Origin of the sequence: Tellurirhabdus bombi (assembly GCF_021484805.1) — a bacterium.
GTDB classification, from domain to species: domain Bacteria; phylum Bacteroidota; class Bacteroidia; order Cytophagales; family Spirosomataceae; genus Tellurirhabdus; species Tellurirhabdus bombi.
Genome location: NZ_CP090557.1, coordinates 1,770,192 through 1,785,109, shown reverse-complemented (window position 1 = coordinate 1,785,109; position 14,918 = coordinate 1,770,192). Strand labels below are relative to the sequence as shown.

Below are 14,918 nucleotides of genomic sequence, written 5' to 3'. Positions count from 1 at the left end.
ATAGGACCGTACGAATGACGATTCATCAAATACTGAAGCAAATCTGGGGTTACGATGCTTTTCGGCCTTTGCAGGAAGACATTGTCCATGCCGTCATGCAGGGACAGGATACGCTTGTGCTGATGCCCACGGGCGGCGGAAAATCCATTTGTTTTCAACTCCCGGCCTTAGCGATGGGTGGCGTCTGCATCGTCGTTACACCTTTGATTGCCCTGATGAAAGACCAGGTAGAGCAGTTGCGGCGGCGCGGCATTTCGGCGGCAGCCATCTATTCGGGCATGCACTGGCGGGAAATCGACTCCACGCTGGACAACTGCATTTACGGCAATATCCGGTTTCTCTACGTTTCTCCCGAACGCTTACGAACGGAGGTTATGCTCGAACGGGTGAAGCAGATGAAGGTTTGTCTGCTCGCTATCGACGAAGCGCACTGTATTTCGGCCTGGGGGTACGATTTTCGTCCGCCTTACCTGCAAATTGCGGAGTTTCGGAAGCTCATTCCCCAAACGCCCCTGATTGCTCTAACCGCTTCGGCCACCCCCGACGTGCAGACGGACATCGTCACGAAGCTGGAAATGCAGGAGCCTCAGGTATTTCGGCAATCGTTTGCCCGGGCCAATCTATCTTACTCCGCTTTGTATGAAGAAGCCAAAGAAACCCGGCTACTGAAGATTCTGAATAATGTGCCCGGCACCGCCATTGTTTACGTGCGAAGTCGCCGCCAAACGAGTGAAGTAGCCGAATGGCTCTATCACCACGGCATCAGTGCCGATGCGTACCATGCGGGCCTGACGACCAAGCAACGCGCCGAAAAACAGGACGCCTGGCTGCGTAACCAAAAGCGCGTGATCGTAGCCACCAACGCCTTTGGGATGGGAATCGACAAGCCCGATGTACGCACCGTGGTGCATTTGGACGTGCCGGACAATCTGGAAGCGTACTATCAGGAAGCCGGGCGGGCGGGCCGCGATGGAAAAAAAGCCTACGCGGTTCTGCTTTATAATCAGAAAGATTTGACGGACATTGAGCAACGGGTTGAGCAGCAGTACCCTCCCATAGATGTTCTACGACGGGTTTATCAGGCATTGGCTAACTACGCGAACCTTGCCATTGGCAGTGGCGAGATGACAAGCATAGACTTTGATCTACCAGCTCTCTGTCAACGGTTTAACTTAGCCGTTACCGAAACGCATTACGCCATTCGCCAGCTTGAACTAGAAGGATTTGTCGAACTAAGTGAGGGCTATTACCATCCTTCCCGACTGATGCTTTCGCTCGATAATCGGGCTTTGTATGAATTTCAGGTACTAAATCCCCGCTACGATCCGTTCTTGAAATTGTTGCTTCGGATGTACGGCGGCGAATTGTTCACGCAGTTCATTACCATTTCCGAAAGTGCCATTGGCAAAGCCTTTTTGACGCCCGAACTGGAAATTCGGTCTTTGCTCGACCAATTGCACCAACGAGATGTACTGATTTACGAAAAACAAAAAGACAAACCACAGTTGACCTTCCTGACACCCCGCTTCGATGCCCGCCAGTTACCGATTAACGTAATGGGTATGGCCGAAAGTAAGCAGCGAAGCCAGGACAAGGTTCAGGCGGTAATTCAATACGTACAAAATCCGGTGCAGTGCCGGACACGCATGCTTCAGGCTTATTTTGGCGAAGAGCCGGGAGCAGCCTGCGGTGTTTGCGATACCTGTCTGAAAATGGCTTCCGGAAAAACCACCGATCTGGTAGCTTTACGGCAACAGGTTCATCAACTGGTAGCTGCTAAAAATGGGCAGGGACTTCCCCCCCGCTTACTGGCTGATTCTCTCAACGTTTCCAACGATCACTTAGCTGAAGTAATCCGGCAACTTTTGTCCGATGAAGAGTTGCAGTACGATGCAGCGGGCAATTTGCGCGTCAAATCGAATTAACTTTATCCATTCCATGAATCAGTTTCGATTAAGTCTCTCTGTACTTACCCTCCTGACTAGCTTTGCCTTTTCGGCTCAGGCTCAATTTGTTCCGGGATTATCCAGTAGCAATTACGGGGGTTTATACCGCGTTTTGCAAAATCCGTCGGCCGCCGCCGGTAGCCGTTATCGGTTTCAAATTATTCCCGCAGCGGGTATGGCTACGATCAATCCAGTCGTGTTTAAGTACCTGGTTTCGGATGACTACATGGGTACCCTGCGCTTGCCCTACAGCAACCAGCTAGCCCGCGACCTGCGCGCCGTCGGCTCACTGACCGATGCGCCTAACACCAATTCTTACTCCGAACTTATTGGGCCTTCGGCCCTGATTCGCTTTGGGGGCGTTCATGGTTTGGCGTTACATACCCGTATGCGCAATTACGTATACGGAACGTCTCTGCCTGAGCCACTGACCGAAGCCTATCGCCGTGGCCTGGGTAGCCGGGTTTTGCAGCCAGCATCGGGTAATTTTGCGTTTAATCTGACCAACGAAAGCTACGCCGAAGCGGGTTTAACTTACGGACTGGTTGTCTTCGACGGCCAATTGCACCGCCTCAGAATAGGCGCAACGGGTCGGCGAATTGTGGGTGCTCAACGGCAGTCGTTGAACGCCGCGGGTGGCTACGCCATTCGGGATGTGGCGGGTGCCGACGAGAAGGCACTCGATTTCATCAACGCGCAATATCTGGGCAGTTATACCGTTGCTCGTCAATCATTTAGTCTATCAGGGGGTTACGGCACAGGCTGGGCCTATGACCTGGGTGCTACCTACGAAATAGGTTACAACCGATCCGGCAAAACTTTTGATCCACACACGACCTATACCGACGACCGTCCGGCTTATCTGCTCCGTTTATCGGCGTCGGTAATGAATGGCGGCTCCATTAAATACCCTGGCAGCCAAGCGTTTGCCGGTTCATTGAGCCAAAGCATGAATCAGGAAACCCTGGATGCGTTCGGAAATAATCCAGTTGATTATCTCGTCGCCAATTCAACGCTTCCACCCCGGCCATCGGCGGAAGGCGCCACCACCGTCTCCTTGCAGCGTCAACTTCATCTGGAAGCCGATTTGCGGGTTATGCCAGCGATTTACATCAATGCCATTAAAACCACAAGCATAACCGATGGTCCCAAGCCTTTGCCCGATTTGTTCATCATTACGCCCCGCTTTGAAGACGAAGATGCCGAGCTGGCTTTTCCGGTTTCGATCATTGGAGAAGACAAAAAGGTAGCCGTGGGAATGTCCGCCCGACTTGGACCAATTTCACTGGGAATGAGCGATTTAAACCATTTCATCAATAAGAAGGCAGAAAACCGCAGTACTTTGTTCTGGGTTGGCCTTTCCTTTTGGGGTAAATGATTGTGCCGGTTGCCCGATAAGTTTTCAGGAGGATGCTTAGAACTAAGGCGCACGGCTATTAGTTTTGTTTCATTTATATTTACGCTGGCAGCCCAGAAGTTGCCTGTAAATCAGATTTTGAATAGCAGTCAATAGCAAAATACCCATGCTTCAAGTCCCGTTCATCCGCGAAAATAAAGAAACCACTATAGCTGGCCTGAAAAGAAGAAACTTTCCGCAGGCAGAAGCCATTGTTGAGCAGGTGTTGGATATTGACCAACAGCGGCGCGATACCCAAAAAGAACTTGACAATGTACTGGCCCGCTCCAACGCGAAGGCCAAAGAAATTGGTGCTTTGATGAAAAGCGGCCAAAAAGAAGCTGCCGAAGCCGCCAAAACGGAAACCGCAGATCTTAAGTTTATCTCCAAAGGGCTGGAAGATGACCTCAAAGCCATTGAGCAACAGTTGCAGGACGTGCTGGTAACAATTCCGAACCTGCCCCATAGCAGTGTCCCGGAAGGTCGCTCCGCCGAAGACAACGAGGTGGTGCTGACGCATGGCGATGTTCCTACCCTACCTGCCGATGCACAGCCTCACTGGGAGCTTATCAAAAAATACGACATTATTGATTTTGAATTAGGCGTTAAGATTACAGGCGCCGGTTTTCCGGTCTACAAAGGTAAGGGCGCGCGTCTGCAACGGGCCTTGATCAATTTTTTCCTGGACGAAGCGCTGGCGGCTGGTTATTTCGAAATTCAGCCCCCGATTGTCATCAATGAAGAGTCAGGTTTTGGAACGGGGCAATTGCCAGACAAGGAAGGCCAGATGTACTACGTCAAAGAAGAGAAGCTGTACCTGATTCCTACCGCCGAAGTACCCATTACCAACCTGTACCGGGATGTCATTGTCTCGGAAGACCAGTTGCCGATTAAAAATGTGGGCTATACGCCCTGTTTCCGGCGCGAGGCTGGCTCCTGGGGAGCGCACGTGCGCGGCTTGAATCGCCTGCACCAGTTTGATAAAGTAGAAGTGGTGCAGATTCGAAAACCCGAAGAATCGTACCAGGCGCTGGAAGAGATGAGCCTGCACGTTCAGTCGCTGTTGAAAAAGCTGGAGTTGCCGTATCGGGTGCTGCGGCTCTGCGGCGGTGATATGGGCTTTACGTCGGCGCTGACTTTCGACATGGAAGTTTATTCAGCTGCTCAACAGCGTTGGCTGGAAGTAAGCTCTGTTTCCAACTTCGAAACCTACCAGGCCAACCGCTTAAAACTGCGGTATAAGACAGAAGGCAAAACCCAGTTACTACACACGCTAAACGGATCGGCGCTGGCTCTGCCACGTATTCTGGCCTCTATTTTAGAGAATAATCAGACACCGGAAGGCATTCGTATTCCAGCGGTACTGGTTCCGTATTGCGGCTTCGACACGATTTCCTAAAGGTAATTTTATCTAATGAAAAGCCCGGCTGGTTGGCCGGGCTTTTTTGTTAATCTAGAAACTGATCGGGATTTGAAAACCGACCTCGGTGGGACGTCCGCGCCGCACGGCGGGCTTCCACCTTCCGCTAGTCTCCTGCACTAGCTGTAACGCAGCTTCATCGATGTCTTTCCGAATTCCTTCCACAACTTTCAAATTACACAAGGTTCCATCTGTGCATACGGTAAACGCTACCTTGACCTGACCATGCATACCCTTAAAGGCAAAATCAGGCGAAGACTCTATTTTCCGTCTGATTAAATTGAACATTCCCTTCAGCCCGCCGCTAAATTCAGGCAGCTGAGCTATTCTTTTATATCGGACAGAATCGAGATCCGAGCCGTAGGAGACGCCGCTTACGAACTTCCCTTTGGTGTATTTATCGCGATAACTTAACTGGCCGTTTACAGTTCCGACCCATATTCCTTCCTGCAAACCGCTTTTGATTTTTCCTTCTTCGATAACCCACCCCCTAAAGTTGAAAAATTCGGTTCGAGCCATGCCTTCACCTAACTTAACGTGTTGATTTCCGAGCGAGTCCCACTGATCGATGATCGTAGTTTCCCAAGGCATGTCCCCGGTTACCGTCGCCACTTGCTTTACCTGACCATTGGCGTACCATCTGTGTTCGAGCGGCTGAGCTTGATTGTAATCTGTTTGTAAACGGACCAGCCCATTTGGGTAATAGCAGGTTGTCTTTCCTTTCGACTTTCCGGCTTCGTACAATTCGACAGAATACAGCGCGCCATCAGGATAGAAAGAGTATTGCAGCCCCTGATAGCGGCTATCTTTGTCTTTAATTGCTAACAGCTTGAGATGGATCGTATCGGCTACCGGGCGCTTCTGGCCTAAGACGAAACGCGTTTCGACCGATAAACTATCGGTCTGATGCAATTTCCAGTCAGCATCCTGACGCTTGTATACGCTGGGCCCTGCTATTGGATAACCCAAAGAATCGACCAAAGTAATCTGGCGGAATTGGGCCTTTTGCTCGTCGATCACTAAATTTCCATGCTCGTCGTAGAAGTTAACGATCTTGTCCGGCTCAGCCCCCGTCCGTGTGGGCGAGAATTTTACGCTGTAGGTAAACTCCTGCCGAACGGGCTTGCCATCTTTCAAGGCGGGCTCCCAAGCTTTAAACAGACTCACCACCCGAACGGCCTCCCGGTCGCAGGCGGGTTCCAACGGACGCGTTACATGGACATCTGAAACCGAACCGTCGGGTTCGACAACGCCAGAGACATAAAGGGTGCCTTTAACCTTCTTCACCTCCGCCGAGTAAGGCATATGCTGGTTGGCCTGAATGAACTTTTCCAGCAGCGCATACCCGCCTTTGGGAATGGCTTCCTTTTCAACCGCAAAGGGCTTGTAGATTTCCTGGGCAAACGAAGTAGTAAAGGCGACAAAGAGGAAACAGGTAAGAAATGTTTTCATAAACGTGCGATATGCCGTATTTGAGGTTTTACCGTGTCTTCTGGCAGCGCTAGTATTGAAGATCGAAGTTAATGGGAAGATTAAATAGCGTCCTAACGGGCTTGCCATGCCGAATACTGGGAGTCCATCTTCCGTTCATGGCTTTAACTACTCTGACGGCTTCTTTCTTAAGACTCTCTTCCTCAAGCCCCGAGGCTTCATAATCGCACAAGGTTCCATCGGTACAAACAACAAAACTGACTATTACCTGCCCCTTGATCTGATTACGCGCTGCCTCCGGCGGATAGCGCATAGTTTGTCCTAGAAACTGATACAATGCCTCTTTCCCGCCTTTAAACTCTGCGGATTGAACTGACTGTTTGTAAACCGTAGAATCGCCCGTTGTGGTAAAAGAAACCCCTCCCAGACACAGCCCGTTCGAATAGGTTTCCCGGTAGAAAGGCCGCCCCTCTACCTTCCCAACCCAGATACTATCTCTTTTTCCGTCAAAAACCCTGCCTTCTTCAATCAGCCGACCTTCGTCTTCTACTTGGGATTCGAACCGAGCCACGCCTTGCCCATCTTTAACCCGTTGATTTCCGGACGCGTCCCATTGACTCAACAGTTCAGTCTGGTCCGAAAATTCACCCTTGGAAGCCTGTTGAATCATGATCTGTTTGATCTGTCCATTTGAGTACCAGTTCCAGATACGCACCTTGTCTTCGCCTAGTTGTTCTTCTTCCCGTTTTACCACACCATTTGGATAGTAATATCGGGACTTCCCGGCGGGTCTTCCCATATCATATCGTCTCACCGCAAACAAACTACCATCCGGATAATAGCTATACTGCTCTCCTTGCAACCGCCCCATGAACCGGATGAATATATGCTTCACACGAATGGAATCGGTGTCTGACGTTTTATCTGGATTATCAATGAATTTTTCTTTCTCGGAAAAGGCATACTTTTCACGTTCTTTCCAGCCTTTTCCCCGCCGTTCATAGATTGTGGACCCAGCGGTCGGATAACCCAACGAGTCGACAGGTGCAATTATCTGATAAGCCGCCTGCGCTTCATCCACAACAAGTTGCTGCTGCTTGTCATAATACGCCACAATCCTGTCTGGCTCGGCGCCGATCAACTGCGGACTAAATCTTACGGCATACGTAAATTCCTGACGAACGGGTTTTCCTTCCTTTAAGGCTGGTTGCCAGGCCTTAAATAACTTCAACACACGCATCGCTTCCCGGTCGCAGGCAGGATCGAAAGAGCGCGTTACACGAAGGGCCGAAACCGAGCCATCCGGCTCGACCACACCTGACACAAAAGTGACTCCCTTGATTTTTCTGACCTCGGCAGAATAGGGCATTCGCCGGTTTACCTCAATGAATTTTTCGAGCCATGCTGGGCCGCCTTTGGGGACTGCCTCGCGCTCCACTGAAAAGGGTTTGTAAATTTCCTGGGCAAATGAGGGAGTAAGAACTACAGCGAGTAAAAGAGTAATTATTCTATTCATAAATGTTTGCTTATAGCGACCAATATACTACAAGAAACATTTATTTTTTTAGACTAAATGTTAAAATTTTAGGCCCAATTCCAGCGAGACAATCCGACTTTTTGAGACCAGCGCTGATCCCCGAGCGACATTGGTTAAACCACGCTGGTAGGTCATTCCAATAATAACCGCCTGCGAATTATTCAGCTTGTACTGAATGCCCGTACCTAACAATAACGCAAAATCGCCCCGGCTATACTGGCGCGTCCGGCCTGTTTGTTCCGCCACCTGATACAGGCGATTAATGCCTTGGTTCAGTGGCTTTTCGGCTAATTTGATGTCGAGTACGCCACCGGTCTGGATGTAAAAACGGGCATCGGGAAACAAATTGTTTGCGTACATCTTGGCCGTTAACGGAATTTGTACGTATTGCAGGTTATACACCGATTCTTTCATGGTTGCGCCCGGATTCCAGGTGTCTGAACCATAACTTCCCGGAATCCGATACCCCGACCGAACAATCGTGTACCAAATTCCCGAACTGAAGGCGTAACGATCCTTGAAGAAATAATAATCCAGCGTCGGCCCAATACTCATTCGTACGCCCATTCCGTTGTTGGTGAAACCCGCGTACTCACCTGTACCGTGCGCCGTATTCAGCGTCAAGGAAGGCGCTACGCGAAAGCTCATTTCGACCAGCTTGGACGGACGGTCATAATCGGGCCCTTCGTAGTCATCGCCCTGAATGCGACGGAATACCTTGTCAGCCGCGCTGTTTGCCCGCCGATTGGGCTTACTCCCAGACTTATGCGTCCATTGATCGTCCTGTTTTTTGTCGAACTCATTCTTCGATGACTGTGTTCTACTTCGGGGCTTCTGAACAGTTACTTGGCCATACGTTGGGGTCAAGAGGAATAACCCTACAAGGAGCAATCCACCCATTACTATTCCCTGTTTCGTGCTTCCGAGCAAAAGTAACGCGCGACGGCACGCCAGGTGGTCGAGCGGGTAGGTTTTTTTCATAATTTTGTATGTTTTACCCAGAACCCCCAAAAGTGCGAATGAAGGGTCTGCCACTTATTATCGGCTTAGTAAGTTTACTGATTTTCAATGCCTGTTCCAAACAGGAGCCCGTCACTGTCCAGCGTGCGGATGATCAATTGTTCCAGACCCGAAAACCAGAAGATATACAGGAATGGCTCAACAACAACCGGGATGTGGCGCGCGCTTATTTTGGCACAACGCACTACGGTCAGGACACGGCCTTAGTTAACGAACTATCCAAACGGGTAAACGATAAGGAATTAAGAGTATTGTATGATCAAACGCACGAAACCTTCGGTACGGCAGGTGATCTGGCCGGGGCGTTGTCGGAGGCGTTTACCAATATCCGGGCAAATTTCCCTGATTTTCACCCGCCAAAAGTGGTCGGTATCGTCACGGGTTTTATGGGTCCTGATCTGGCCATAACGGATAGTTTGATTGTTATTGGTCTCGACTGGTTTACGGGACCGAGTGCTAAATACCGCCCTGATGTTCCGAATTACATCCTGAAAAGATACCAGAAAGAATACATTGCTCCCGCTATTGTCCTCGCGATTTCCAAACGATATAATTCCGAAGATCGCCGCGATCAGACGCTGCTGGCCGACATGATTTACTACGGCAAGAGCTACGTTTTTGCCAAAACCATGCTGCCTGACGTACCCGACAGCCTGGTGATTGGCTATTCTGACAAGCAGTTAACGGCTACTTATGCTGCTCAGGAAGCAGTCTGGGCGCATTTTATTGATGCACAGCTTCTGTACCAAACGAATCCAAACATAAAAGAGCGTTATTTGGCCGACCGTCCCTTTACGTCGGAAGTGGGTCCGAAAGCACCCGGTGGCATTGGCCGCTGGTTGGGCTGGCGGATTGTGGGCAAATACAATGATGATAAAGACCCTGGCATCCAGGAACTGATGAACAATGCCAACGCCCGACAACTGTTTGAAGCATCGGGCTACAAAGGGCTAGCTGATGAAAAGTAGTAATTGAAAACAAGTAGCTGAAGAGTTCTGACTCTACCGCTCAATTAACAAGTAACAATGGCAAAACGAGGTGGGAGGTCCGGCCAGGAGGTCGCTCCAGAAGATAAAAAGAAAATCAACAAGGAGAATTTGCAGAAGACCTTGCGCATTTTCCGGTTTGTCCGGCCTTACCGGACGTATTTCATCATTGGTTTCATTTTCCTGGTATTCTCCACGCTAACGACGCTTAGCTTTGGAAAACTAGTGGGGCTGGTAACCAGCGTTATCAGCGGCCAGTCGAGCTTTACCCTGAACGAGGTCGTACTGATTTTTGTGGCGATCCTGATCGTCCAGGCGTTCTTTTCCTTTTTCCGAATTTATTTCTTTGCCCAGGTTAGCGAACGGGCCATGGCCGATGTGCGGAAGGCGGTTTACAGCAAGATCATTACGTTGTCGGTGCCGTTTTTCGAGAAACACCGCGTTGGTGAGCTAACCAGCCGCATTTCTTCGGACGTGGCTCAGTTGCAGGATGTTTTATCCCTCACGCTCGCCGAGCTGTTCCGCCAGGTTGCGACGCTGGTGGTTGGTACGGCGATCATTTTCTACCTCTCCTGGAAATTGACCCTTTTCATGCTGGCGACCTTGCCCCTGCTGATTATTGCGGCCATTATTTTTGGGCGTTATATCCGGAAAATGTCGCGGCAGGTGCAGGACGAATTGGCAACGGCTAACGTCATTGTCGAAGAAACCCTGCAATCGGTTAACGTGGTGAAAGCCTTCACGAACGAGCGTTTTGAAATTAACCGGTATTCAACCGCCATGCAAAAAGTCGTTTCGATTGCGCTGCACGCGGTTCGGTACCGGGGCGCCTTTGTTTCGTTTGTCATTTTTGCGCTTTTCAGCAGCGTGATTGGTATCATGTGGTACGGTGGAAACCTGGTTCTTTCGGGCCAAATGCCGCTGTCGAGCCTGATTGAGTTTATCTTCTATACCGGCTTTATTGGCGGTTCTGTGGGTGGTATGGGCGACATGTACGCGCAGGTGCAACGCATCATTGGTGCCTCGGAGCGCATTTTGGAAATCTTGGAGGAAAAATCAGAGGTCAATACGGACGATGTTGTTACTGCCAAGCCAATTCGGGGCGACATTACGTTCCAGGATGTGCATTTTTCGTATCCTTCCCGCCCTGATGTTCCAGTTCTGGAAGGCATTTCTCTGCGGGTTGATGCCGGTCGTAAAATTGCGCTCGTTGGGCAAAGTGGTGCGGGTAAATCCACCATCATTCAGCTGCTGCTGCGTTACTACGGCATCGATACCGGAAGCGTTACGGTTGACGGGCAGAACATTCAGGATTACAACATCACGCACTTACGCCAAAATATTGCCGTTGTTCCGCAGGAAGTCATGCTTTTTGGCGGTACAATTCAGGAAAATATTGCCTATGGTAAGGCCAACGCGACCGAACAGGAAGTACTGGAAGCCGCCCGCAAAGCCAACGCTCTTGAATTCATCGAATCTTTTCCAGAAGGATTTCAGACGATTGTGGGCGAACGGGGCGTTAAGCTATCGGGAGGTCAACGGCAGCGGATTGCTATTGCCCGGGCCATCCTGAAAGATCCGGCCATTTTGATTCTTGACGAAGCAACCAGCTCGCTGGACGCCGAATCGGAGCGATTGGTGCAGGATGCGCTGGATGAGCTGATGCAGAACCGAACCACGATCATTATTGCCCACCGTCTGGCAACGATTCGTAAGGTAGATATGATTTACGTCATTCGTGACGGCCAGATTATTGAGTCGGGTAAACACGATGAGCTTAGCCTGCTGGAAGATGGTCTGTACGCAAATTTGGTTAAATTACAGTTTGAAATAACAGAATAAACCAGTTTCCGGGGTAGCTAACACCTGTCTGCGGCCCCGGACCTGCCGATATACCATGCATCCATCTGTTGAAAAAACCCTGGACGATTTCCGCCTCCGCCATACGGGCTGTCGCGAAGAAGTGCTGAATGCATTTCTGGAATCCGGTTACGCCCTGGCGCACCACGATATTGAAGAACGCCTGAAAGACAACTTTGATCGGGTTACCATTTACCGAACCCTGAAAACCTTTGTCGATAAAGGAATTTTACACAAAGTTCTGGATGATGAAGGGGGCTTGAAATATGGCCTTTGCCGGGAAACCTGCGGACACCAGGAACACCACCACGACCATGTTCATTTTAAATGTGAAGAATGTGGCCAGACCAACTGCCTGGAAAACGTTCTGATTCCCCGCGTTGATCTGCCCGACGGATACCAGCGTAAAGAAACCAATTTATTGATTCAGGGAGTTTGCCCGCAGTGCCAGTAATTGATGCAACGAATGTCTCTGAACCCCACCTTTTCTGCCCGCCAGCAACAATTTTCGGAATTTAAACAGGCTGCCCAGCAACGCTATAACCAACTGGCTATTTTACGGTTAGTCTGGTTTGTTGGTGTGCTCATCCTGCTTTATGTTTTTTATAAGCAAGATCAGATTAGCTGGCTTATTCTGACTGGCCTCGTTGGGATCGCGGGATTTTTGGCTTTACTTAAACGGCATCAAAAAATACAGCAGGAAAGGGACCGTTATCATTGGCTTGCCTATATCAACGAGGACGAAGCTGCCCGCCTTGAACGAAAATTTAACCGCCCCGAAACCGGCGCGGACTACCTGGAACCCACCCACCCCTACGCGGGTGATTTGGACGTATTCGGGAAGCATTCGCTGTTCCGGTTGCTCAACCGAACGCATACGCAGGAAGGCGAGCGAAAGCTGGCTACGTACCTGCTCTACCCTGCGCCGGAAGACGCAATTGTGCTGCGTCAGGCCGCCGCTGCCGAACTGCAACCCCAGCTCGACTGGCGACAAGACTTTGAAGCCTTGGCCTACCTCAATGAAAACGTCGGGCAACCCTCCGACGAGCTAAAAAAATGGGCCAAGCAACCCGAACTACCAATTCCTGGCTACGCTCAAATCCTTCGGTGGGTATTTCCACTCATAACCGTCACACTCATCGGTTTCTGGCTGTCTGACCTCGTACCGGGCTGGGCGGTGGCGGCTTCGCTACTGCTTCACGGCATTTTATTGAGTCGAGTCGCTGAGCAGACCAAACAAGTGAGTGAGCAGACTTTCTCTATTTCACGCTCGCTCCGAACCTACCGCGATTTGTTCCGGCATGTGTCGGACCTAAAGGTAGAGGCCGCTATTTTGCAACGGCTAAAACTGCGCTTGGAAACCGACCACACAACGGCTGCGGAAGCCATTGGACAGCTAGGCAAGCTGGTCGAAAACCTGAATTACCGACGGAACCCCTACTTTTTTCTGTTTTTTGGTTTGATTTCGCTTTGGGATATTCATTATCTGGTAGCGTTAGAAAGCTGGAAAAAGAAACATGGCCCTCAGCTAGCCAACTGGATCGACGCCCTGGCCGAATGGGAAGCCATCAACAGCCTAAGCGGATTTGCTTACGCGCATCCTACCTACATTGTACCGGCAGTTCGCGAAAATGAATTGCATGTTGAAGCCACACAAGCTCGGCATCCTTTGCTTCCACCGACGAAAAGCGTGGCGAACTCGCTGGCTATCGAAGGCAATGGCCAGACGGTCCTGATTACGGGTTCCAACATGTCCGGGAAAAGTACGTTTTTGCGAACCATCGGCACAAATACCATTCTGGCGCTTTCGGGCGCGGTTGTGGCCGCCGAGCGCTTTGGCTGTTCGCCCGTGCAGGTTTTTACCAGCATGCGCACGCAGGATTCGCTGGAAGAAAGCACCTCTTCGTTTTATGCCGAATTAAAGCGCTTAAGGGCTTTAATCGAGCGCACGCGACAGGCACAAGGCTATCCTGTTTTCTATTTCTTAGACGAGATTTTAAAAGGAACCAATTCGGCGGACCGCCACCAGGGAGCAAAAGCCCTGATTCTGCAATTGCACCAGACAACAGCCTCCGGCTTCGTTTCTACCCACGATGTCGAGCTGGGCGAACTGGCCGAAACACACGATTTTATTCACAACTACAGCTTCCACTCAGACGTAGTAGACGGGCAGTTGCATTTTGATTACACGCTTCGCGAAGGCGTCTGCCGCAGTTTTAACGCCAGCCAGTTAATGCGTTCTATTGGCATTGACATGGAACTTGGACAAGCTCAGAAATAGAGCCAGTAAAACCGCATTTTAGGCCTGACTCTTAAGGTTGGAGCCGGAATTTTGATGTATTTCAAGACTTTGAAGGCAGTTTTGGCAAACGTACTTTTCGGCTTAAATAATTTGATCAGATTAATATCCGGCGCGATATACCACTCGTGACGACCGCCTTCGCCCGTATGCCCGATGCTCCACGTTTCGGCCTCCAACCCCATTCCAACGGACAACTGCAACCAGTCGGGCCAGAAATTTCGAAAGCCTTCGCCCCCAAAATGCTCCGGCGAAAATGAAAACCAGTACGTTTGGTTGATGTAGTCATCGATGGAAAAGCGCTGAATGGCAATCCCTCGCTCTGTAAAATATTTAGGCGTCCGCTGCCAGTAACTCGCCTTCCATTGTGCATCGCGCAAAAAGCCAGAGCGATTTTGCAGCATTGGCCAGAAGCCCCCCACTGTTCCAAAAGCCACATCCCGCCAGCTAAAGCCGTAGTAGGGCGCAAACCCGTCTTTCACTTCAATACCGGCCTGCACAAAGGCGGCCGCGCCCAGCGCCAGCCATTCCGCTTTCCGCTCCGAAGCACCCGCCCAACGAAACGCGTCGTAGTAGACATCAGCGGTGAACACACCACCCATCCAGTGGGCTACTTTATCCAGGTTGCTGGCATAACGTCCGTCCCGCCCTTTGTCAAAATGAAAGGCAGTGCCGTTTTCGTTCCACCATTTTTTTTGCAGGTATACGTAAGTAGAACCAATCGTCAGCGCCGACGAGCCATAAACGATCCAGGAACGGATTCGGCGCGTTTGCGTAGAAAGAGACAGGGAGTCGTCAGGTACTATACGCGTGCTGTCTGGCCCGGCTGTATTTTGTACAGCAAGACTATCCTGCGCCCAACCAGTCAAGGATAGAAGCACCAGATAAACAGACAGCAAAGATTTCAATGGCGAAGCGGTAAAGGTCAAAATAAAATAAGCGCAATGTTACTGCAAAGTACACAAACTTTCTTATTAGGTGCACTTTACGCTAACTTTTACGCTTATTGTTTTGTGTACTTAA

Annotated in this window: 11 protein-coding genes; 7 read left to right on the top strand and 4 right to left on the bottom strand. The window is 50.4% G+C overall.

Going from position 1 to position 14,918, the window contains the following annotated elements:
• Window positions 1-14: 14 nt before the first annotated feature.
• The 3 genes from L0Y31_RS07685 (at window position 15) to serS (ending at window position 4,741) form a co-directional block, all read left to right on the top strand.
• On the top strand, window positions 15-1,925 hold the full coding sequence (locus tag L0Y31_RS07685; protein WP_234736533.1) for a RecQ family ATP-dependent DNA helicase: 1,911 nt from the start codon (window positions 15-17) through the stop codon (window positions 1,923-1,925).
• A 13-nt stretch (window positions 1,926-1,938) separates the two neighbouring features.
• Window positions 1,939-3,324: a DUF5723 family protein gene (locus L0Y31_RS07680; protein WP_234736532.1), complete on the top strand. Its 1,386-nt coding sequence runs from the start codon at window positions 1,939-1,941 to the stop codon at window positions 3,322-3,324.
• 145 nt (window positions 3,325-3,469) lie between these two features.
• A complete protein-coding gene (gene serS, locus L0Y31_RS07675) occupies window positions 3,470-4,741 on the top strand; it encodes a serine--tRNA ligase (protein ID WP_234736531.1) in 1,272 nt (423 codons plus the stop codon).
• A 54-nt stretch (window positions 4,742-4,795) separates the two neighbouring features.
• Here serS and L0Y31_RS07670 read toward each other — a convergent pair whose 3' ends face one another.
• Genes L0Y31_RS07670 through L0Y31_RS07660 form a run of 3 tightly spaced genes read right to left on the bottom strand, consistent with a single transcriptional unit; the run spans window position 4,796 to window position 8,711 of the window.
• Window positions 4,796-6,214, bottom strand: a complete 1,419-nt coding sequence (locus tag L0Y31_RS07670; protein ID WP_234736530.1) for an energy transducer TonB — start codon at window positions 6,212-6,214, stop codon at window positions 4,796-4,798.
• A 49-nt stretch (window positions 6,215-6,263) separates the two neighbouring features.
• Window positions 6,264-7,709, bottom strand: coding sequence for an energy transducer TonB (locus L0Y31_RS07665; protein WP_234736529.1), 1,446 nt, complete (start codon window positions 7,707-7,709; stop codon window positions 6,264-6,266).
• A 60-nt stretch (window positions 7,710-7,769) separates the two neighbouring features.
• On the bottom strand, window positions 7,770-8,711 hold the full coding sequence (locus L0Y31_RS07660) for an outer membrane beta-barrel protein (protein ID WP_234736528.1): 942 nt from the start codon (window positions 8,709-8,711) through the stop codon (window positions 7,770-7,772).
• A gap of 38 nt (window positions 8,712-8,749) precedes the next feature.
• Here L0Y31_RS07660 and L0Y31_RS07655 point away from each other — a divergent pair, with 38 nt between their 5' ends.
• Genes L0Y31_RS07655 through L0Y31_RS07640 form a run of 4 tightly spaced genes read left to right on the top strand, consistent with a single transcriptional unit; the run spans window position 8,750 to window position 13,877 of the window.
• Window positions 8,750-9,718 (top strand): gliding motility protein GldB-related protein, encoded by a 969-nt coding sequence (locus L0Y31_RS07655; RefSeq protein ID WP_234736527.1) that lies wholly within the window; start codon window positions 8,750-8,752, stop codon window positions 9,716-9,718.
• A 57-nt stretch (window positions 9,719-9,775) separates the two neighbouring features.
• Window positions 9,776-11,578: an ABC transporter ATP-binding protein gene (locus L0Y31_RS07650; protein ID WP_234736526.1), complete on the top strand. Its 1,803-nt coding sequence runs from the start codon at window positions 9,776-9,778 to the stop codon at window positions 11,576-11,578.
• A 55-nt stretch (window positions 11,579-11,633) separates the two neighbouring features.
• Window positions 11,634-12,050 (top strand): Fur family transcriptional regulator, encoded by a 417-nt coding sequence (locus tag L0Y31_RS07645; RefSeq protein ID WP_234736525.1) that lies wholly within the window; start codon window positions 11,634-11,636, stop codon window positions 12,048-12,050.
• 12 nt (window positions 12,051-12,062) lie between these two features.
• Window positions 12,063-13,877, top strand: a complete 1,815-nt coding sequence (locus L0Y31_RS07640; RefSeq protein ID WP_234736524.1) for a MutS-related protein — start codon at window positions 12,063-12,065, stop codon at window positions 13,875-13,877.
• Here the strand turns inward: L0Y31_RS07640 and L0Y31_RS07635 are convergent.
• Window positions 13,868-14,803 (bottom strand): hypothetical protein, encoded by a 936-nt coding sequence (locus L0Y31_RS07635; protein ID WP_234736523.1) that lies wholly within the window; start codon window positions 14,801-14,803, stop codon window positions 13,868-13,870. The two genes, L0Y31_RS07640 and L0Y31_RS07635, sit on opposite strands and share 10 nt — an antisense overlap.
• Between the last annotated feature and the right edge of the window lie 115 nt (window positions 14,804-14,918).